This window comes from Lolliginicoccus suaedae (assembly GCF_008312885.1).
GTDB classification, from domain to species: Bacteria; Actinomycetota; Actinomycetes; order Mycobacteriales; family Mycobacteriaceae; genus Lolliginicoccus; species Lolliginicoccus suaedae.
On the sequence record NZ_VSSO01000002.1, the window covers coordinates 306,514 to 325,724 of the forward strand.

A 19,211-nucleotide genomic window follows, 5' to 3' on the forward strand; every position below is an offset into this window, starting at 1 on the left:
CCCAGGCTACTCGTGGTCGCCATACCGCTAGGCCGCCGGAACCGCTAGCGTGGGGTCATGGCAGCCGAGGAAGCACAGGCACGGGAATTCGATCTGGTCCTCTATGGCGCGAGCGGCTTCGTGGGCAGGCTCACCGCCGCCCACGTCGCCCAGCGCGCGCCTGATTTCGCGCGCATCGCGGTGGCTGGGCGCAATCGGGACAAGCTGCAAGCGGTGCTCGACGGGATCGGTGGCGTCGCGCATACCTGGCCGATCATCGAGGCCGATGCGAGCGATCCCGATTCCTTGCGGGCGCTCGCCCGGCGCGCCCGGGTGATCGTCACCACCGTGGGCCCGTACGCGCAGTACGGCATGCCGCTGGTGCGGGCCTGCGCCGAGGAGGGCACCGACTACGCCGATCTCACCGGCGAGCAGCTCTTCGTCCACGACACCGTCGAGCAGTGCCACGAGCTGGCAGCCGCATCGGGCGCGCGCATCGTGCATTCCTGCGGGTTCGACTCGATCCCCTCCGACATAAACGCCTACCTGCTGTACAAGCATGTGCTCGCCGATGACGCGGGGGAACTGCTCGACACCACCCTCTACGTCAAGGCCGCGCGCGGCGGGCTCAGCGGCGGAACGGTCGCCTCGGGCCGCTACCAGATGGAGCGGGAGGCGCGCGACAAGGAACTCGCCCGCATCACTCACGATCCCTACACCTTCAGCACGGACCGCGCGCTCGAGCCCGAGCTGGGGGAGCAGCCCGAGGGCGGCTTCGGCAAGGCCTCGGATATCGACCCCGGCCTGCGGGGCTGGACGGGCACCTTCCTGATGGCGCCCTACAACACGCGCATCGTGCGCCGCACGAATGGCCTGCTCGGCTGGGCCTATGGCAAGCAGTTCCGCTACCGCGAGGTGATGGGCACCGGATCGGGCGCCGCCGCGCCAATCGTGGCGGGCACGATGTCCGCGGCCCTCGGGGCGCTATGGAAGCTCGGGCCGACGATGTTCCGCCGCGTCCCCCGGCCGATCCTCGACCGCGTTCTTCCTGCCCCCGGAACGGGTCCGAGCGATGAGTCCCGCGCCAACGGGTTCTTCGTCATCGAGACCTACGCGGACACGACCTCCGGGGCGCGCTACAAGGCGACGTTCGCCGCGCAGGGCGATCCGGGCTACGCCGCCACCGCCGTCATGCTGGGCGAGTCCGGGCTCTGCCTCGCCCTCGATCGTGGTGAGCTGTCCTCGCTCGTGGGAGTGGTCACCCCGGCCGCGGTGATGGGGGACGTGCTGCCCCGGCGGTTGCGCGAAGCCGGCGTCACCGTCGCGACAGAGCGCCTTCCAGCGTCCTGACCTCCTCCCGGTACGTATCGCGCGCCCCAGGGGAAGCCGTGTTGATCGTGGCGAGGACGCGATAGCCCAGCGCGACGATCGCCACGTGCGTGGCCCATTGCTCGCGGGCCCATCCCTGGTCGCCGTGCGCCGTGGCGTCCGCGGCGAGCACGGCACCGATCAGGTCGAACTGGGTGTCGCGGCGCCGCTCGCGCGCCATCGCGGGGTCCGGCTCGTCGAGCAGCGCGCCGATCCGGTCGAGCAAGGACTGCTCGGCCCGGGTCTGCATGCGCCGGTCCGCCCGCCGCGACCACGCCCACAAGGTGATCAGTGCCAGGCCCACGCCCAGCGCGGTCTCGGCCAGCCGGTACGCCGAAGTGGCGAGCACGCTGGAGGACGGGTTCATCGACGTGCTGAGCAGCAGGGCCAGCGGAGTGATGAACGTGGCCGCGACGGCATAGTTGCGGGGCACCGCCAGCTCGACCGAGAACAGCAGCAGCGCCAGCACGACGATGAGCGCGAGCCCGCGCGGCCCCGCGGCAATGATCAGCATGAACAGCACGATCCCGGCGGCGGTGCCGAGGAACCGCTGCGCGCCGCGATAGGAGCCGAGCACGCGATCCGGCGCGCCGCCGAGCACGAGAGTGGCCGCCACCATCGCCCACTCGGGATGCTCGAGGCCCAGGATCGCCCCGAGGCTCGCCGCGACGATAGTGGCGAGCAGCACCCGGCATGCCGCGATCATCGGGGGCGAATCAGGATGCCACGCGCCCTTCAGCCGATGCCACGCGAGGGGCCGGCCCAGCGGGATCATTCCGCGCGGCAGGACTTCCTCCAGCTCGTCCCCGGTGCTGCCCCGGGCCTGCCGCTGGCCGACGAGGCGCAGGAATCGCTTGTGGGCCTGGCGGAGGCGCCCCGCGAGGGACCCGGGACCGGGAGCCCGGGCGAGCCCGGCCTCGTGCAGCGTCGCCCAGCCCTGGTGGATGGCCGCGCCCGCGACATGATGGGTCGATCTCGACGGTGCCGTCGCTGATGCCATCGCCTCGACGGCGCGCTCCGCGGCATCGACCGCCCGCCTGGCCGGGCCGTAGGGGTCCACGAGGATCGGTGCCATTGTCGCGACCAGCGCCCCGGCGACTCCCAGTACCACCCAGGACGAGGCCGCGGGGACCGAGAGCCCGGAGTGGGGCGCAAGGCCGCCGACCGAGGCCGCGAGGGCGACGAACACCGGGCCGGGTGGTCCCATCCGCAGCGCGTTCATGCCGTAGGTCGTGAGCGCCGCGATCACGCCGATGACAGGGATGACGGCCCAGTAGGCGCCGTCCGCGTGGGCGCTGGCGGTCATCGTGGTGGCGAACGCGCCGACCATCGAAGCGCCGACGGCGGCCACGACGAGCCAGCGGATCCGGTAGGCGCGATTCTCCCCGTAGAGCACGGCGAGCGCGCCGATGCTGCACAGCACCGCCTCCCGCGGGTGGCCGAGCAGCGCTGCGAGCAGCGCGGGCAGCAGGAACGCCGTGCTCGCGCGGACAGCATTGGGCCACAAGGGTGGCGCGGGGGCGAATCCGAGCAATATCGAGCGTGCCCTGGGGGGTACCGGGAAGTCGTCGGTCACCTGCGTATTCTCCCGCCCTCGGGGGGTGCCGATGCAACCCGGAATCAGCGCACGCTGGCGCATTATGACTGGATACTCGCTAGACTGACTAGCTGAATCCCAGCAAATAACGCGGAAGGGTGAGTATTAGCGTGGCGCTTGTCGTGCAGAAGTACGGAGGGTCCTCGGTGGAATCCGCCGAACGGATCAGGCGTGTCGCCGAGCGGATCGTCGAGACAAAGCGCCAGGGCAATGATGTTGTGGTGGTCGTGTCCGCGATGGGCGACACAACGGATGACTTGCTGAAGCTCGCGCATGCCGTGTCGCCCTCGCCGCATCCGCGCGAGATGGACATGCTGCTGACCGCTGGCGAGCGCATCTCCAACGCGCTGGTCGCGATGGCGATCCATTCGCTCGGCGCGGAGGCGCGGTCGTTCACCGGGTCGCAGGCCGGGGTGATCACTACGCAGTCCCATGGCAAGGCGAAGATCATCGACGTCACCCCGGGGCGCGTGCGCGCCGCTCTCGACCAGGGCTCGATCGTGCTGGTCGCTGGATTCCAGGGCGTGAGCCAGGACAGCAAGGATGTCACCACGCTCGGTCGTGGTGGCTCGGACACCACTGCGGTGGCGCTGGCAGCGGCATTGAACGCGGATGTGTGCGAGATCTACACCGATGTCGATGGCATCTACAGCTCCGATCCCCGGATCGTCCCGTCCGCGAAGAAGCTCGACAAGATCTCCTTCGAGGAAATGCTGGAAATGGCAGCGGCTGGCGCGAAGGTGCTCATGCTGCGATGCGTGGAGTACGCGCGCCGCTACAACACGCCCATCCATGTTCGTTCGTCGTATTCAAACAAGCCCGGAACGATCGTATCCGGATCAATGGAGGACATCCCTGTGGAAGACGCCATCCTGACCGGTGTAGCGCATGACCGCAGCGAGGCGAAGGTCACCGTTGTCGGCATCCCCGATGAGCCTGGCTTCGCCGCGCAGGTCTTCCGCGCTGTCGCCGATGCCGAGATCAACATCGACATGGTCCTGCAGAACGTCTCGAAGATCGAGACCGGCAAGACCGACATCACCTTCACCCTTCCCCGCGACGATGGGCCGCGCGCGGTGGAGTTCCTCACCAAGCGGCAGGACAAGATCGGCTTCAGCCAGGTGCTCTACGACGATCACATCGGCAAGCTGTCACTGATCGGTGCGGGCATGCGCTCCCACCCCGGGGTCACCGCTACCTTCTGCGAGGCTCTTGCGGACGCGGGCGTGAACATCGAGCTGATCTCGACCTCCGAGATTCGCATCTCCGTGCTGTGCCGCGACACCGAGCTCGACAAGGCCGTCCAGGCCGTGCATGCCGCCTTCGATCTCGGCGGCGAAGAGGAAGCCACTGTCTATGCCGGGACGGGGATCTGACATGAGCACGACCATCGCAGTAGTCGGCGCCACCGGCCAGGTCGGTCGCGTGATGCGCAAGCTCCTCGAGGAGCGGGACTTCCCGGCCGACACGGTGCGGTTCTTCGCCTCGGCGCGCTCCGCGGGCAAGACCCTGCCGTTCCGCGGCGAGGACATCGTGATCGAGGATGTCGCAGCGACCTCCGACGAGGACCTGCGCGGTATCGACATCGCCCTGTTCTCGGCGGGCGGCACCCTGTCGAAGGAGCAGGCCCCGCGCTTCGCCGCGGCCGGTGCCACCGTGGTCGATAACTCCTCGGCCTGGCGCAAGGATCCCGAGGTGCCGCTGATCGTCAGCGAGGTGAACCCGGAGCAGATCCACAACCTGCCCAAGGGCATCATTGCCAACCCGAACTGCACCACCATGGCAGCGATGCCGGTGCTCAAGGCGCTGCACGACGAGGCTGGGCTCCAGCGGCTCATCGTGTCCACCTACCAGGCGGTCTCCGGCAGCGGCCTCGCTGGGGTCAATGAACTGCTCACCCAGCTCAAGGCCGTCATCGATGACGCGGAGAACCTTGTCCACGATGGCTCGGCGGCAAACTTCCCCGAGCCCGGCGTCTATGTGAAGCCGATCGCGTTCAACGCGCTGCCGATGGCGGGAGCGATCGTTGATGATGGCAGTGGCGAGACCGACGAGGACCAGAAGCTGCGCAACGAGAGCCGCCGGATCCTCGGCCTCCCGGAGCTGCTTGTTTCTGGCACCTGCGTGCGCGTGCCGGTGCTGACCGGCCATTCCTTGTCGATCAACGCCGAATTCGAGCGTCCCCTCTCGGTGGAGCGGGCCGAGAAGGTCCTCGCCGGGGCGCCGGGCGTCGTCCTCTCCGATGTCCCGACGCCGCTCGACGCGGCTGGCCAGGACCCATCGTTCGTGGGGCGCATCCGGCAGGATCCGGGCGTTCCCGATGGTCGCGGCCTCGCGTTGTTCATCTCGAACGACAACCTGCGCAAGGGCGCCGCGCTGAACACCATCCAGATCGCGGAGCTGCTCGTCGCCTCGAAGTAGCCCGTCCGTTGCCGCTTGCCCGGCCCGGTAGCCGCACCGTCGGTTGCCGGGCCGGGCTTTTGCGTCCTGCCCAATCGCGGGTTGGTGTGGCCGATAGCGTGCCGCGACCAATAGGGTGTCGGATGTGAGTGCGAACCATGAGGCTGTGCCCCCGCCCCCGATGCCGCCGCGCATCCTCTGGTGGGGTTGGTTCCTGTGGCGCCTGGGCGCCGCGCTGTTCCTGCTTGCTGCGGCACGCATCATCTGGAACCTGGGGGAGATCCGGGCCCGGCTGGCCGAGGAACTGCGGACCGATCCCGCCTGGGCGTTCCGCGAGGTCGGGGAGGTGGAGCGCACTGCGAGCTTCGCGCCTCTCGGCGTCATCGTCGCTGGCGTGGTGCTGCTGCTCGTGATGCTCGTGTGCGTGGCGCTGATGCGTCATACCGGGTCCCGCGGGGCGCGCGTGGCTGCCATCCTCTTCGGCGCCGTCCTGGTGTTCGTGACGGAGCTGGCGATCAGCCTTGGCGATGTGTCCGCCACCGCGACCCCATCGCTGGTCGATGCGACGCCATACCTGCAGGCGGCGATCATGCTCGCGGCATCGGTCCTGGTGTTCCTGCGACCGAGCGCGGAATGGCTCTACCTGGCTCACGAGCACTGGATCGACAAGCGCTAGCGCAGACCCTCCCGCTCAGGCATTTCTCAGTGAATCTTTACTACCCTTTTTCTTGACTCAATCCAGAAAGAGGGCATACTGGGGTCATGCCCACGGAGCACGCCTCCAGCGACCCGCGCAGCACCCTGCGCGTTGCTCGGTCGCGCGTGACAGCCCCCCGTGGGAGCGAGAACGCCATCGTGAAGCCGACGGGCCCGATACCGTGAGAACCACGGTTCCCCCGGCTTCCGCTCCAGAAGGAGGACACGCAATGCCCACTCCCATCACCAGCACCCTGACCGCCGACCAGCAGGCCACCACTGGCGAGGCGCTGCAAGGCACCGTGGTCGACCTCATCGACCTCAGCCTCATCGCCAAGCAGGCGCACTGGAACGTCATCGGCAGGAACTTCCGCTCCGTCCACCTCGCCCTCGACGAGCTCGTCACCGTGGCCCGTGACTTCACCGACGAGGCCGCCGAGCGCTCCACCGCCATCGGTGTCAGCCCGGACGGCCGCGCCTCCACCGTGGCCGGGCAATCCAGCGCCAAGGGCATCGGCGAGGGCTGGACGAGCGACGAGGACGTCATCAACATCGTTGTCGAGAACCTCGCTGCCATCATCGACCGGCTGCGCGCGCGCATCGCCGCCACCGAGGAGGCAGACCCCGTCACCCAGGACCTGCTCATCTCCATCACCGCCCGCCTCGAGCAGCTCCACTGGATGTGGCAGGCGCAGGTCGCCTGACGTCGCTAGCCCCGGGGCATAGCGGCCGTTCCGCGCCAACCTGGCTGTACCGCGCCAGACCAGCCGTACCGCGCCAAACGCGATAGAAGCTGCCGGAATCCCGGCTCCGCTTCTATCGCGTCTGGCGTTTTCAGGTGCTTTTGCGGTCCGCTCACTAGGTGGCTAGGCAGCGCGCCGAGAGCGAGCGGGCCGACCAGCCCCCTCGGCTAGGTGATGTTCGCGAATGCCTCGACCTGGCGCACCTTGCCAGCGACGAGAAGGATATCCCCGCGCATGAGCACGGTATCCTGCGTCGCGTAGGTGAAGTTCTGCCCCGCCCGCTTGACCGCCACCACCGTGATCTCGTAGCGCCGCCGCAGCTCGCTGTCCTTGAGCGGGATGCCGATGGCCTCGGCGGGGGCGAGGGTCTTGACCATCGCGTAGTCGTCGCCGAACTCGATGTAATCAAGCATGCGGCCCGTGACGAGGTGAGCCACCCGCTCTCCCATGTCGTGCTCGGGGATCACCACGTGGTGCGCGCCCACCCGCTCGAGGATGCGCTGGTGCTGCTTGGATGTGGCCTTCGCCCAGATCTGCGGCACCTGGAAGTCCGCGAGCAGCGACGTCGTGAGGATGCTCGACTCGAGATCCGTACCGACGGCGACCACGGCGTGCGGGAACTTGTGCACCCCGAGCTGCATGAGCGAATCGCGGTCGGTCGTATCAGCGACAGCGGTGTGGGTGAGGTCCTCGGCGAGCCGTTGCACGATCCGCGAATCGGAATCCACGCCCAGCACCTGGGTGCCGCTGGCGACGAGCTCGCGGGCGAGGGATCTGCCAAATCGCCCGAGCCCGAGCACAGCGACCCGGGTGCTGGGGGGACGGTCGTATTTACCCGACAATGGGGCGCTCCTCCGGTAGTTCGTATCTGCGGGGTCGTTCTTGCAGCGCGAGGGCGGACGCGAGGATGATGGGCCCGATCCGCCCGGCGAACATCAGGATGCACAACACCACTTGTCCCGCAGCAGGCAAGTCCTCGGTGATGCCCATGGAGAGGCCGACGGTGCAGAAGGCGGAGATCACCTCGAACAGGACCGTCTCGAGCCGGTGCTCGGAGATGCCGAGGATGAAGATCGTTCCCGCCATCACCGCGGCGATCGAGATCAGGGCGACGGTGAGTGCCTGCCGCTGCACGGATTCAGCGAGCTTGCGGCCCATGACGTGGACGGTCGGCTGGCCGCGCAGCTCCGCGATGATGACAAACCCGAGCAGGGCGAACGTGGTGACCTTGATGCCGCCGGCGGTGCCCGCGCTGCCGCCGCCGATGAACATCAGCACGTCGGTGATGAGGACGGTCGCCGCGCTCATGTCGCCGGTCTCGATGGTGTTGAAGCCGCTGGAACGGGGCGCTAGGCCCTGGAACGCGCCAGCGAGCAGCTTCTGCATCGTGCTGAGCGGTCCCATCGTGGCGGGGTTCGCCCATTCGAACAAGAGGACCGAGAAGATTCCGACGACCGCGAGGACCCCATGGGTGAGGACCGTGATCTTGGTGTGCACGGTCCAGTGACGCGGTGTCGCATCGATCTCGGGGTCGGCCTCGCGCATGGTGGTCCGGATGTGGCGGGTGACCTCGAAGATCACCGGGAAGCCGATGGCGCCCAGGGTGAAGGCCACCATGACCGGGATCAGGATGAACGGATCGCCCACGTACTGCATCATGCTGTCGGACTGCAGCGCGAAGCCCGCGGAGTTGAATGCCGAGACCGCATGGAACAGGCCCCAGTAGAGCGCCTCGCCCGGGGAATCGGTGTAGGCGATCATGTAGCGGCTGGTCAGGAAGACCGCCGTGATGGCCTCGATGAGGAAGCTCATCTTGATGACGCCGATGATGACGCGGCGGATGTCACCAAGGCGGAGGTTCTTCGTCTCGGTGTGTGCGATCAGCTGCATGCGCAGGCCCATGCGGCGCGCGACGAGCAGGCCGAGCAGCGAGGCGACCGTCATGATGCCCAGCCCGCCCACCTGGAACATGCCGACGATCACGGCATGGCCGAATGGCGAATAGAAGGTTCCGGTATCCACCACGACCAGTCCGGTGATGCAGCCCGCGGAGGTGGCTGTGAAGAGCGCCTCGACGAAGGTGGCGCGCTCGGGGCCCGCAGTGGCGACCGGGAGCATCAGCAAGCTCGTTCCCACGCCGATGAACATCAGGTAGCCGGTGACGATCATGCGTGCCGGGTAACGGACGAAAGCGCGCGCGGCCTTTCTCAGCCTCGCGCTCGCTCTCGAGCCGTGCTCCTCGGATTCATGGAGCGTCACAGTGGCAGCTTCACCGTTTTTCCGGGGCACGCCGAGCCATGCGCGCGGTGGGCGCGCCCGCGGTCAATCGGATGCTGATCAAGCATGCAGGTGAGACTACGCCTTGATCATCGGTGCCGCGCGACAAGGGGTCGGCATTGAGGGGGCGCGCAGTGCATGCCGACGAACCGCGAGGTCAGCCGGTTCCGGGATCGACACCCCCGCAACGACTCAGGGCCGCTCCGGTGTGTCACCGAAACGGCCCTGGCCTGCATCTTTTGGTGTCGGGGTGGCGGGATTCGAACCCACGACCTCTTCGACCCGAACGAAGCGCGCTACCAAGCTGCGCCACACCCCGGTGCTGGCTGCCGCCAGCGTTGGAGAGTCTAGCGCACTGTGGCGTCGGATTGCGAAACTGGCTCGCTCCCGGATCGTGGCTCGGTGTGCTGAGGGGCGGCGACGAGGGTGAGCAGGCTGGCCTCGGGGCGGCAGAAGAACCGCGCGGGGGCGTAGGGGGACGTGCCGATCCCGGCGGAGACGTGCAGGCGCATGTGGCTGCCCCAGCGGGAGAGCCCCTTGACGCGGGAGCGGTCGATGCCGCAGTTGGTGACGAGCGCGCCGATGGCGGGTAGGCAGAGCTGGCCGCCGTGCGTGTGCCCGGCGAGGACGAGGTCGTACCCGTCGCTGGCGAACCGGTCGAGGACCCGGGGCTCGGGGGAGTGGGCGAGGCCGATGCGCAGCTGGGCGCGGGGGTCGGGCCTGCCGCTGATGGTCTTGTAGCGGTCGCGATTGATGTGGGGGTCGTCGACACCGGCGATGGCGATGCGGATGCCGTTGATCTCGAGCTCGCGGCGCGTGTGGGTGGCGTCGAGCCAGCCGCGCTCGTTGAAGGCGGCGCGGAGGTCCTGCCAGGGGAGGGGGTCGCCGTAGATCCGCTTGTGGTTGGTGCGGAAGTACTTGAGGGGGTTCTTGAGGCGGGGGCCGAAGTAATCGTTGCTGCCGAAGACGTAGGCGCCGGGGCGCGCGAGGAGCCGGTCGAGCGACTGGACGACGCTGGGGACGGCCCGGGTGTGGGAGAGGTTGTCGCCGGTATTGATGACGAGGTCGGGCTCGAGGTTCGCGAGCTCGGCGAGCCAGGCCTGCTTGAGGTGCTGCCGTGGCGTCATGTGCAGGTCACTGAGGTGCAGGATCCGCAGCGCAGGGGTGCCGGGCGGAAGGATTGGCACGGTGATGTTGCGCACGGTGAAGGCATTGCGCTCGATGAGGGTGGCATGGGCCAGCGCGATGCTGCCTGCCGCGACGGTTCCGAGTGCTGCTCGTGCCACGAGTTGCCGTGTATTGCGTGCCATCGTCCAAGGATACGGCAGGCTCACGGCCTGCGGCACCGGGCCGTGCGGCCCGGTGCCGCGTGGCGCTAGTTGTCGTCGGGCACGGGCACGGGCTCGGGCAGGCCAGGGATCTCTACCTGGTCCGGCAGGTCGGGGCGCTCGCGGCGTGGTGGCGTGGTGTCGCCGCTCGAGTCATCCGAGTCGCCGGATTCATCGGAGTCGTTGTCCCCGGTGGACGGTGATCTTGGGGCGGGCCTTACCACGCGCTGGCTGCCATCGCTGACGTAGAGGGTGATGGTGCTGCCGGGCTGGGCGAATCCCGAGGGAGAGTAGGACGCGACCACTCCGCGGGTCTCGGCGCTGGAGGTCCATACCGTCTCGTACTCGTAGCCGGCGTTCTCGAGGCGACGGATGGCGGTGCTCTGGTACAAGCCGGAGACGTCGGGAACCTGCAGGCTGGGATCGCCTTCGCGGAAGCGGCGCTGGTCGGCAACCGGCTCGCGGATGGCGCCGAGCTTGCCTACGACGGGCCCCACGGCCTGGAACCACGTCTGGGCAGGCTCATTGCCGCCGAACAGGTTGCCGCTGCCGCACTGGCGCAGGTTGAACGAGCAGATGGGGCTCGGGGTGGGCGAGTCGCCGTAGACGTAGGTAACCCCGGCAACGGTGTTGGTGTAGCCGAGGAACGCGGCGGAGAAGTTCGAGTTCGTGGTTCCCGTCTTGGCGGAGAGAGGGGCGGACCATCCTGTGGCGTTGGCGGCGCGCGCGGCCGTGCCATTGCCCACGTGGTCCTGGCTGAGGCCTTGCGAGAGGGCGCGGGCGAGCCCGGGCTCGACGACCTGCTCGCACGGCTCGGTGGCCAGCTCGACGGGGTTGCCGTACCGGTCGAACACGGCATCGACAGGGGTGGGCGGGCACCACATGCCGTCGGAGGCGAGGGTGGCGGCGACGTTGGCAAGCTCGAGGGGGTTGACCGCCACGGGGCCGAGGGTGAACGAGCCGAGATTCTGGTCGGTGAACATGTCGGCGAGGCTCTGCTCGCTGTACCCGGAGGTGCCGGGCTGGGTGTAGGAGCGCAGGCCGAGCTTGACGGCCATGTCGACGGTCTCCTCGACGCCGGTTTGCTGGATCATCTGCACGAAGGTGGTGTTGGGCGAGGTGGCGAGTGCTTCGGTGAGGCTCATGGAGGACTTGTAGGGAGCGAAGTTCTCCACGCAGTAGTAGTTGGCCGGGCAGCCAGGGGCCCCGCCATCGCCGAGCCCGAAGGCGTTGTAGCGGTTGGGGACGCTGACGGTGGTGTTGATGCCCATGCCTTGCTCGAGCGCTGCGGCGACGGTGAAGATCTTGAACACGGAGCCCGCGCCGTGCCCGACCATGGAGAACGGCTGGGCGCTGACGGTCTCGTAGTTCTCGCCATCGAGCCCGTAGGCGCGGCTCGAGGCCATCGCGAGCAGGCGGTGCGAGTCCTCGCCGGGCTGGATCAGGTTGAGCACGCTGGCGACGCCAGGGGTGCGCGCGTTGGCGTTGTTGTTGATCGCCCGCTTGGCGGAATCCTGGATCTCGGGGTCCAGGGTGGTCTGGATGCGATAGCCGCCGCGGCGGAGCTGGTCGCGGCTGAGCCCGGAATCAGCCAGGTACTCGAGCACGTAGTCGCAGAAGAATCCTCGATCGTCGGCGGTGATGCAGCCCTGCGGGATGGTGCGCGGCTCGGGGATCACGCCGAGGGGCTCATCCTTGGCGGCGATGAACTCGGTGGCCCGCTCGGGGATGTTCTCGATCATGGTGTCGAGCACGACGTTGCGACGCTCGAGCACGCGCTCGGCGTTGGTGTAGGGGTTGAGCGCCGAGCTGCTCTGCACGATCCCGGCGAGCATGGCGGACTGCACGGCGTTCAGGTCGGCGGCGTCGATGCCGAAGTAGGTCTGTGCGGCCTGCTGGATCCCGTACGCCCCGTTGCCGAAGGGAACGAGGTTCAGGTAGCGGGTGAGGATCTCTTCCTTGCTGAGCCGGCTATCGAGCTCGAGGGCCATGCGGATCTCGCGGATCTTGCGGGCCGGGGTGGTCTCGATGGCGGCGCGGCGCTCGGCGTCGTTCTGGGCAAGCACGAGGAGCTGGTAGTTCTTGACGTACTGCTGGACGAGAGTGGAGGCGCCCTGCTGGACCTCGCCGCTGGTGGTGTTGGTCAGGGCAGCGCGGATGGTGCCCTTCCAGTCCACTCCTTGATGGTCGGCGAAGCGCTTGTCCTCGACGGAGACGATGGCGAGCTTCATGTCGTCGGAGATGCGCTCGGACGGTACCTCGGTGCGGCGTTGCTCGTAGATGTGGGCGATGGTGTCGCCATTGACATCAACGATGGTCGTGATGGCGGGCACTTCGCCCTCGATGAGCTGCGCGGAGGTGTTCTCCACTGTTTGCGCGGCCTTGTTGGACGCCAGGCCGAATCCGCCCGCCGCAGGGAACAGCATGCCTGCGAGGAGCATGCCTCCGAGGATGCTGGTGCCGCCGAGCTTCGCGAGTGTGTTTCCGATCGCCACGGGTCCAGGGTACTGATACGTGGAGGTGAAGCGGTAGGGCGCGCGGGCAGGGGAGCGCGGCGTGCCGGTTTCGTGGCATTCCTGGTGTTCTGGGCCGCGAAGCGTGGCGCCAGGTTGAATTGCGAGAAATGTTGTTGCACAAAAGAATCTGTGCAGAGATGTGACCGTGTGCCGGAGGGATTAACGTGGGTGCAGGCAGCGGTAGTGCGTCGACCTGGTCACCTTCCCGTCTCGGAGGCAAATCCAAGGTTGCATTTAGCGCAGTTAGTACCTAAGTTTGTTGCCAGTGTGACTCACACAACACTTGATGGCCAACTGTGATCCAGAGATCGCGTGTTGGTGATTGACGGGGCTGGTGATCTCTGCATCCCACAGGATGCGCGGGATCGCTTGCGGGGGAAGCGCGTACAGCCTAGCGCTGGTCTGCGTGCAAGAACACGACCGCAGGGGGCCGGAAGTAGGGAGTCAGCGAAGGTGATGAATCAATCGGGGCCTGTAGCACCCAGCGCATCGATCAAGCGACCCGCGCAACGCCGTGGCGGTGGCCTCCCGATGACAGCCACTATGTCGACGGAGGAAGCCGAGGCTCGCATCGCGTGGGTGTCCCAGGCCCGGTGCCGCGGCATCGACCCCGACGTGCTCTTCGTCAGGGGAGCAGCGCAGCGCAAGGCCGCCACTATCTGCCGGCACTGCCCGGTCGTCCTCGAGTGTGGCGCCGACGCCCTCGATAATCGCGTCGAGTTCGGTGTCTGGGGCGGAATGACCGAGCGGCAGCGTCGCGCCCTGCTCAAGCAGCACCCGGAGGTGGAGTCCTGGGCCGAGTTCTTCTCCACGCAGCGCGCCCAGCAATCAGCGGGCTGACGAGGGCGATCGACGGCAAGCCACCCAGCGGACCGAGAGGGGAAGCTCAGTCGCGCTGGGCTTGTCGAAGGCCCAATGCCCGGGGTGCGAGCCACGGTGTACACCGCAAACGCGATAGAAACGACGCCAGGACCAAGGCGGTTTCTATCGCGTTTGGCGGTTTCCGGTGCTTTTGCCCCTGAACGCCCGCTCGGCCCGAGCCAAGCCTGCTAATGCCCGCGCCGCCGGCTAATGCTTGCGCCAGAGCTCCGCGATCGCCCGCAGCGACGAGAGGTCGGATACCTCGTAGGGCAGCGAGCGAACCTTCGCCACCGGCACCCGCGGATGCGCGAGAGTGAAACGGGTGAGCAGCCGCTGCTCCCGCTTCTCCGTCGTGGCCCTGTCCGCATGGATGGCGAGCACCGCTGATGCGAGCGCGGTCTCCGCGCTGGCAGCATCCCCGGTCGCGAGCTCCTCCGAAGCGAGGCGCGCACGATCGGCATCGATATCGGTCAACGTCTGATGGGTGCGATTGAGCAGCAGGCCCGCGAGCGGCATGCCCTCCTTGGTGAGGCGGTTGACGAAGAACGACGCCTCCCGCAGCGGATCCGGCTCGGCGGCCGCGATCACCATGAACTCCGTGCCCGGAGCGCGCAGCATGTCGTAGGTGCGGTTGGCGCGCTCCCGGAACCCACCGAACAGCGAGTCCAGCGAGCGAACGAAGCTCGACGCGTCCGAGAGCATCTCCGAACCGACGATGGTGGAGACGCCCTTCATCGCCAGCCCGAGCGCGCCCGTGACGATCTTGCCGAGGCCGCGGCCCGGAGCCATGAACAGGCGGATCATGCGGCCATCGAGGAACGTGCCGAGCCGCTGCGGCGCATCGAGGAAGTCCAGCGCGTTACGCGACGGAGGAGTGTCGACGATGATGAGGTCCCAGCGCTTCTGGTGCACGAGCTGGCCGAGCTTCTCCATCGCCATGTATTCCTGCGTGCCCGAGAACGACGACGCCACGGTCTGGTAGAACGGGTTCGCCAGCACCGCTGCGGCCCGCTCCGGCGAGGAATGCTCCTGCACCATCTCATCGAACGTGCGCCGCATATCGAGCATCATCGCGTGCAGCTCGCCCGTCGAGCCATCGAGCTCGACGCGCTGCGGAACGTTGTCGAGCGCATCGAGGCCGAGGGCCTGGGCAAGCCGGCGGGCCGGATCGATCGTGAGCACCACGACCTTGCGCCCCATGTCGGCCGCCCGCACCGCCAGCGCTGCGGCCGTGGTGGTCTTGCCGACACCACCGGCGCCGCAGCACACCACGACGCGGGTCGAGGAATCAGCCAGGAAGCGATCCACGTTCAACCACGGGATTGACGAGTCCGGCACCGGGTCGACCGATGCGTCGTCGATATCGGGCATGCTCATCAGTGGACCCCTTGCTCCGTCAGGATCTGTGCCAGCTCGTAGAGCCCACCGAGATCGACTCCGTCGGTCATGGTGGGAAGCACGAGCTGCGGGATGTCGATCTCCTCGAGCTGCCGGGCGCTCTCCTGCTGCGCGCGGGTGCGCGCCGCCTGCTCCGCCGCCTCCACGAGGAGGCCGTCGAGCTCGGCGTCGGTGACGGTGATGCCAGCCTTGCCGAGCCCCGCGCGGATCGACTCCCGATCGAGCTCGTTGGCCTGTGCGGCATCGAGGAGCTCGGACGGCAGGTGCTCCTTGTCCGTCCGGTTCACGATGATCGAGCCCACGCGCAGCTCCTTCTCCGTGAGCTCCTTGACGGCGTCGATGGTCTCCTGCACGGGGAGCGATTCGAGCAGCGTCACGAGGTGGATCATGGTGTCATCGGAGTGGAGCAGCTTGACCACTCCATCGCTCTGGCTGCGGATCGGTCCCGACTTCGCGAGGTCCGACATGGCCTTGGTCACATCGAGGAACGTGCCGATGCGGCCCGTCGGCGGGGCATCGACGACGATCGCGTCGTAGACGTGCTGCCCGCGCTCGTCGCGGCGGATGACGCATTCCTTGATCTTGCCGGTCAGCAGCACATCGCGCAGGCCGGGCGCCAGCGTGGTGGCGAACTCGATGGCCCCGACCCTGCGCATCGCCTTGCCCGCGATGCCGAGGCTGTAGAACATGTCGAGGTACTCGAGGAACGCCGCCTCGATATCGACGGCCAGCGCCTTGACCTCGCCGCCGTCATCGGCCGCCGCTACTCGCGTCTCCGCGTAGGGCAGCGGGGGGATGTCGAACAGCTGGGCTATGCCCTGGCGCCCCTCGAGCTCGGCGAGCAGCACGCGTCGCCCGCCCGCCGCGAGGGCGAGGGCGAGCGAGGCGGCGACGGTCGACTTGCCGGTGCCGCCCTTGCCGCTGATGAAGTGGAGCCGGGCGCGGGCGGCCTTGCGGGACCACGAGTCGGAGCTAGACACGGTACGAGCTTATAAGCTGCACCGTGGGTAGTGGCCCGACTAGGGTGGTTTTTATGTCTGAGATCACCCGCTGGGAGTATGCCACCGTTCCCCTCCTCACTCACGCGACCAAGGCGATCCTTGATCAGTGGGGGCAGGACGGCTGGGAGCTTGTCACTGTGCTGCCCGGCCCCACTGGCGAGCAGCACGTCGCCTACCTGAAGAGGGGGCTATCCTCATGAGCCCCACCGCGAGCGCGCGCCTCAAGGAACTCGGCCTCGCCCTGCCACCCGTGGTGCCACCCGTCGCCGCATATGTTCCCGCGCTGCGGGCCGGTGACTTCGTCTACACCTCGGGGCAGCTCCCGCTGGTGGCCGGGGAGCTGCAGGCCGCGGGCAAGGTGGGCGCGGAGGTCACGCCCGAGCAAGCCCAGGGCATGGCCCGCATCTGTGGGCTCAACGCGCTCGCCGCGATCGATGCGCTCGTCGGCATCGATGCGGTGGAGCAGGTCGTCAAGGTCGTGGGCTTCGTCGCCTCGGCTTCCGGGTTCAACGGCCAGCCCCAGGTGATCAATGGCGCGTCCGAGCTGTTCGGCGAGGTCTTCGGCGATGCGGGCAAGCATGCCCGTTCCGCCGTCGGTGTCGCCGAGCTGCCCCTCAACGCCGCCGTCGAGGTCGAGGTCATCGTGCGGGTCAGCGGATAGGAAGCCCGCTCGCTCATCGGCGGGCACACGAAGCGCAACGATCCCCGGGCCTCGCGAGGCCCGGGGATCGGTCGTTCGCCCTAGGCCGGGATCACTCCTGCGCTGCCGCGAGGGCGTCGTTGAACGTCTTGCTCGGCCGCATCACCGCGTCGAGCTTGTCGAGGTCCGGAGCGTAGTAGCCGCCGATCTCGACGGGCTGGCCCTGGACCTCCGCGAGCTCCTCGACGATGGTGTCCTCGTTGGCCTCCAGCTTCTTCGCCAGATCCGCGAAGTGCTCCCGCATGGCCGAGTCCTCGGTCTGCGCAGCGAGCTCCTTCGCCCAGTACAGCGCCAGGTAGTACTGGCTGCCCCGGTTGTCGAGCTCGCCGGTCTTTCGCGAGGGGTTCTTGTTGTTCTCCAGCAGCTTGCCCGTGGCCGCGTCGAGGGTCTCCGCGAGGATGGTGGCGCGCGTGTTGCCGAACTTGCGGCCCATGTCCTCGAGGCTGACCGCTAGCGCCAGGAACTCGCCGAGCGAGTCCCAGCGCAGGTGGTTCTCCTCGACGAGCTGCTTGACATGCTTGGGAGCGGAGCCGCCCGCGCCGGTCTCGTACAGCCCGCCGCCAGCCATCAGTGGCACGATCGACAGCATCTTGGCGCTGGTGCCGAGCTCGAGGATGGGGAAGAGGTCCGTGAGGTAATCGCGCAGGATGTTGCCCGTGGCGGCGATGGTATCGAGCCCGCGGATCAGGCGCTCGAGCGTATAGCGCATGGAGCGCACCTGCGACATGATCTGGATGTCGAGGCCCTCGGTGTCATGCTCCTTGAGGCAGGCCTGGACCTTCTTGATGAGCTCGTTCTCGTGCGGGCGGTACGGGTCGAGCCAGAACAGTACCGGCATTCCCGAGTCGCGGGCGCGGGTGACGGCGAGCTTGACCCAGTCACGGATCGGCGCGTCCTTGACGGTGCACATCCGCCAGATGTCGCCGGCCTCCACATGCTGGGTCAGCAGCACCTCGCCGGTCTCGATGTCGACGATGTTGGCGTCGCCAGCCTCGGGGATCTCGAAGGTCTTGTCGTGCGAGCCGTACTCCTCGGCCTTCTGCGCCATCAGGCCGACGTTCGGCACGGTCCCCATGGTGGTGGGATCGAAGGCGCCGTTGGTCTTGCAGAAGTTGATGATCTCCTGGTAGATGCGCGCGAACGTGGATTCGGGCATCACCGCCTTGGTGTCCTTGGTGCGGCCGTCGGCGCCGTACATCTTGCCGCCCGAGCGGATCATCGCCGGCATCGAGGCGTCGACGATCACATCGCTGGGCGAGTGGAAGTTGGAGATGCCGCGGGAGGAGTCGACCATCGCGAGCTCGGGGCGATGCTCGTGGCAGCGGTGGAGGTCCTCGATGATCTCGTCGCGCTGCGAGCTCGGCAGCGACTCGATCTTGTCGTACAGGTCGCCGAGGCCGTTGTTGACGTTCACGCCGAGCTCGTCGAACAGCTCCTGGTGCTTCTCGAACGCGTCCTTGTAGAAGATCCGCACGGCGTGGCCGAACACGATCGGATGGGAGACCTTCATCATCGTGGCCTTGACGTGGAGCGACAGCATCACGCCGGTCTTGCGGGCGTCCTCCATCTGCTCCTCGTAGAACTCGAGGAGGGCCTTCTTGCTCATGTACATGCTGTCGAAGACATCGCCCTCGCCGAGCTCGACCTTGGGCTTGAGCACGATCAGCTTGCCGTCGTTGGTGACCAGTTCCATCTTGACGTCGCGCGCGCGATCGAGCGTCATGGACTTCTCGCCGTGGTAGAAGTCGCCGTGCCGCATGTGCGCGACATGGGTGCGCGAGGCCATCGACCACTCGCCCATGCTGTGCGGATGACGGCGCGCGTACTCCTTGACGGCCCGGGGCGCGCGACGATCCGAGTTGCCCTCGCGCAGCACCGGGTTCACCGCGCTGCCCAGGCACTTGGCATAGCGGTCGCTGATCTCCTTCTCCTCGTCGGTCTTGGGATCCTGCGGGAGATCGGGGATGTCGTAGCCCTGGCCCTGGAGCTCCTTGATCGCCGCGATGAGCTGGGGCACCGACGCGCTGATGTTGGGCAGCTTGATGATGTTGGTCTCGGGCAGCTGCGTCAACCGGCCAAGCTCGCCGAGGTTATCGGGCACGCGCTGCTCGTCGGTGAGGTAGTCGGGGAACTCGGCGAGGATGCGTGCCGCGAGAGAGATGTCGCTGGTGGTGACCTCGATCCCCGCGGGCTGGGTGAAAGCGCGCACGATCGGCAGGAAGGCTCGGGTCGCGAGCAGCGGGGCCTCGTCGGTCAGCGTGTAGATGATGAAAGGATCTCGAGAGGGCATAGGTTCTTCTCTTCCCGCGTTCGCTAGCTAGTTGTCTGGCGCCGTGACGGTCGTGAA

At 67.6% G+C, this 19,211-nt stretch carries 16 protein-coding genes and 1 tRNA gene; 8 read left to right on the forward strand and 9 right to left on the reverse strand.

The annotated features are described in order from the left end of the window. The first annotated feature begins 57 nt into the window (after positions 1 to 57). Entirely contained in the window at positions 58 to 1,329 is a 1,272-nt protein-coding gene (locus tag FXO18_RS07085) for a saccharopine dehydrogenase family protein (RefSeq protein WP_149360385.1), read from the forward strand. On the opposite strand, the gene FXO18_RS07090 is transcribed toward FXO18_RS07085, so the two are convergent. Next, the gene (locus tag FXO18_RS07090) at positions 1,295 to 2,923 is read right to left on the reverse strand and encodes an FUSC family protein (protein WP_187774235.1); all 1,629 of its coding nucleotides are present in this window, start codon (positions 2,921 to 2,923) and stop codon (positions 1,295 to 1,297) included. The two genes, FXO18_RS07085 and FXO18_RS07090, sit on opposite strands and share 35 nt — an antisense overlap. Before the next feature lie 131 nt (positions 2,924 to 3,054). Between FXO18_RS07090 and FXO18_RS07095 the strand changes: the two genes are divergently transcribed. The 4 genes from FXO18_RS07095 to FXO18_RS07110 all read left to right on the forward strand — a co-directional run bounded on the left by FXO18_RS07095 (position 3,055) and on the right by FXO18_RS07110 (position 6,744). Then, on the forward strand, positions 3,055 to 4,320 hold the full coding sequence (locus FXO18_RS07095; protein ID WP_149360387.1) for an aspartate kinase: 1,266 nt from the start codon (positions 3,055 to 3,057) through the stop codon (positions 4,318 to 4,320). A gap of 1 nt (position 4,321) precedes the next feature. Beyond that, on the forward strand, positions 4,322 to 5,365 hold the full coding sequence (locus FXO18_RS07100) for an aspartate-semialdehyde dehydrogenase (RefSeq protein WP_149360388.1): 1,044 nt from the start codon (positions 4,322 to 4,324) through the stop codon (positions 5,363 to 5,365). A 124-nt stretch (positions 5,366 to 5,489) separates the two neighbouring features. Continuing rightward, positions 5,490 to 6,020, forward strand: coding sequence for a hypothetical protein (locus tag FXO18_RS07105; RefSeq protein ID WP_149360389.1), 531 nt, complete (start codon positions 5,490 to 5,492; stop codon positions 6,018 to 6,020). 250 nt (positions 6,021 to 6,270) lie between these two features. Further along, a complete protein-coding gene (locus tag FXO18_RS07110; protein WP_149360390.1) occupies positions 6,271 to 6,744 on the forward strand; it encodes a Dps family protein in 474 nt (157 codons plus the stop codon). A 206-nt stretch (positions 6,745 to 6,950) separates the two neighbouring features. Here FXO18_RS07110 and FXO18_RS07115 read toward each other — a convergent pair whose 3' ends face one another. From FXO18_RS07115 to FXO18_RS07135, 5 genes are all read right to left on the reverse strand, one after another. Further along, a complete protein-coding gene (locus FXO18_RS07115; protein ID WP_149360391.1) occupies positions 6,951 to 7,625 on the reverse strand; it encodes a potassium channel family protein in 675 nt (224 codons plus the stop codon). After that, positions 7,615 to 8,952 carry a TrkH family potassium uptake protein gene (locus FXO18_RS07120; protein ID WP_149360392.1) on the reverse strand — a complete coding sequence of 446 codons (1,338 nt, stop codon included), beginning with the start codon at positions 8,950 to 8,952 and terminating at the stop codon, positions 7,615 to 7,617. Before FXO18_RS07120 ends, FXO18_RS07115 begins: the two co-directional genes overlap by 11 nt. Before the next feature lie 353 nt (positions 8,953 to 9,305). Further along, a tRNA-Pro gene (locus FXO18_RS07125) sits at positions 9,306 to 9,379 on the reverse strand. Positions 9,380 to 9,407: 28 nt separating this feature from the next. Then, complete coding sequence (locus FXO18_RS07130; protein ID WP_149360393.1) at positions 9,408 to 10,370, reverse strand: metallophosphoesterase; 963 nt, start codon at positions 10,368 to 10,370, stop codon at positions 9,408 to 9,410. A gap of 65 nt (positions 10,371 to 10,435) precedes the next feature. Continuing rightward, positions 10,436 to 12,829: a transglycosylase domain-containing protein gene (locus FXO18_RS07135; protein ID WP_187774275.1), complete on the reverse strand. Its 2,394-nt coding sequence runs from the start codon at positions 12,827 to 12,829 to the stop codon at positions 10,436 to 10,438. Between the two features lie 606 nt (positions 12,830 to 13,435). Here FXO18_RS07135 and FXO18_RS07140 point away from each other — a divergent pair. After that, positions 13,436 to 13,744 (forward strand): WhiB family transcriptional regulator, encoded by a 309-nt coding sequence (locus FXO18_RS07140; protein WP_149360394.1) that lies wholly within the window; start codon positions 13,436 to 13,438, stop codon positions 13,742 to 13,744. A 228-nt stretch (positions 13,745 to 13,972) separates the two neighbouring features. Here FXO18_RS07140 and FXO18_RS07145 read toward each other — a convergent pair whose 3' ends face one another. After that, complete coding sequence (locus FXO18_RS07145) at positions 13,973 to 15,136, reverse strand: ArsA family ATPase (RefSeq protein ID WP_149360785.1); 1,164 nt, start codon at positions 15,134 to 15,136, stop codon at positions 13,973 to 13,975. 5 nt (positions 15,137 to 15,141) lie between these two features. Further along, positions 15,142 to 16,143 carry an ArsA-related P-loop ATPase gene (locus FXO18_RS07150; protein ID WP_149360395.1) on the reverse strand — a complete coding sequence of 334 codons (1,002 nt, stop codon included), beginning with the start codon at positions 16,141 to 16,143 and terminating at the stop codon, positions 15,142 to 15,144. A gap of 53 nt (positions 16,144 to 16,196) precedes the next feature. On the opposite strand from FXO18_RS07150, the gene FXO18_RS07155 reads away from it, so the two are divergent. After that, positions 16,197 to 16,364, forward strand: a complete 168-nt coding sequence (locus FXO18_RS07155) for a DUF4177 domain-containing protein (protein ID WP_149360396.1) — start codon at positions 16,197 to 16,199, stop codon at positions 16,362 to 16,364. Further along, on the forward strand, positions 16,361 to 16,825 hold the full coding sequence (locus FXO18_RS07160) for a RidA family protein (protein ID WP_149360397.1): 465 nt from the start codon (positions 16,361 to 16,363) through the stop codon (positions 16,823 to 16,825). The genes FXO18_RS07155 and FXO18_RS07160 overlap by 4 nt, the downstream gene beginning before the upstream one ends. A gap of 91 nt (positions 16,826 to 16,916) precedes the next feature. Here the strand turns inward: FXO18_RS07160 and FXO18_RS07165 are convergent, their stop codons facing one another. After that, entirely contained in the window at positions 16,917 to 19,154 is a 2,238-nt protein-coding gene (locus FXO18_RS07165; RefSeq protein ID WP_149360398.1) for an NADP-dependent isocitrate dehydrogenase, read from the reverse strand. Positions 19,155 to 19,211 lie beyond the last annotated feature (57 nt).

What these genes read in the sequence shown, in the direction of transcription:
- FXO18_RS07085 (WP_149360385.1), top strand. Translation starts at nt 58, where the DNA reads ATGGCAGCCGAGGAAGCACAGGCACGGGAATTCGATCTGGTCCTCTAT.
- FXO18_RS07100 (WP_149360388.1), top strand. Translation starts at nt 4,322, where the DNA reads ATGAGCACGACCATCGCAGTAGTCGGCGCCACCGGCCAGGTCGGTCGC.
- FXO18_RS07110 (WP_149360390.1), top strand. Translation starts at nt 6,271, where the DNA reads ATGCCCACTCCCATCACCAGCACCCTGACCGCCGACCAGCAGGCCACC.
- FXO18_RS07120 (WP_149360392.1), bottom strand. Translation starts at nt 8,952, where the DNA reads ATGATCGTCACCGGCTACCTGATGTTCATCGGCGTGGGAACGAGCTTG.
- FXO18_RS07130 (WP_149360393.1), bottom strand. Translation starts at nt 10,370, where the DNA reads ATGGCACGCAATACACGGCAACTCGTGGCACGAGCAGCACTCGGAACC.
- FXO18_RS07135 (WP_187774275.1), bottom strand. Translation starts at nt 12,829, where the DNA reads ATGCTCCTCGCAGGCATGCTGTTCCCTGCGGCGGGCGGATTCGGCCTG.
- FXO18_RS07140 (WP_149360394.1), top strand. Translation starts at nt 13,436, where the DNA reads ATGACAGCCACTATGTCGACGGAGGAAGCCGAGGCTCGCATCGCGTGG.
- FXO18_RS07145 (WP_149360785.1), bottom strand. Translation starts at nt 15,136, where the DNA reads ATGCCCGATATCGACGACGCATCGGTCGACCCGGTGCCGGACTCGTCA.
- FXO18_RS07155 (WP_149360396.1), top strand. Translation starts at nt 16,197, where the DNA reads ATGTCTGAGATCACCCGCTGGGAGTATGCCACCGTTCCCCTCCTCACT.
- FXO18_RS07160 (WP_149360397.1), top strand. Translation starts at nt 16,361, where the DNA reads ATGAGCCCCACCGCGAGCGCGCGCCTCAAGGAACTCGGCCTCGCCCTG.
- FXO18_RS07165 (WP_149360398.1), bottom strand. Translation starts at nt 19,154, where the DNA reads ATGCCCTCTCGAGATCCTTTCATCATCTACACGCTGACCGACGAGGCC.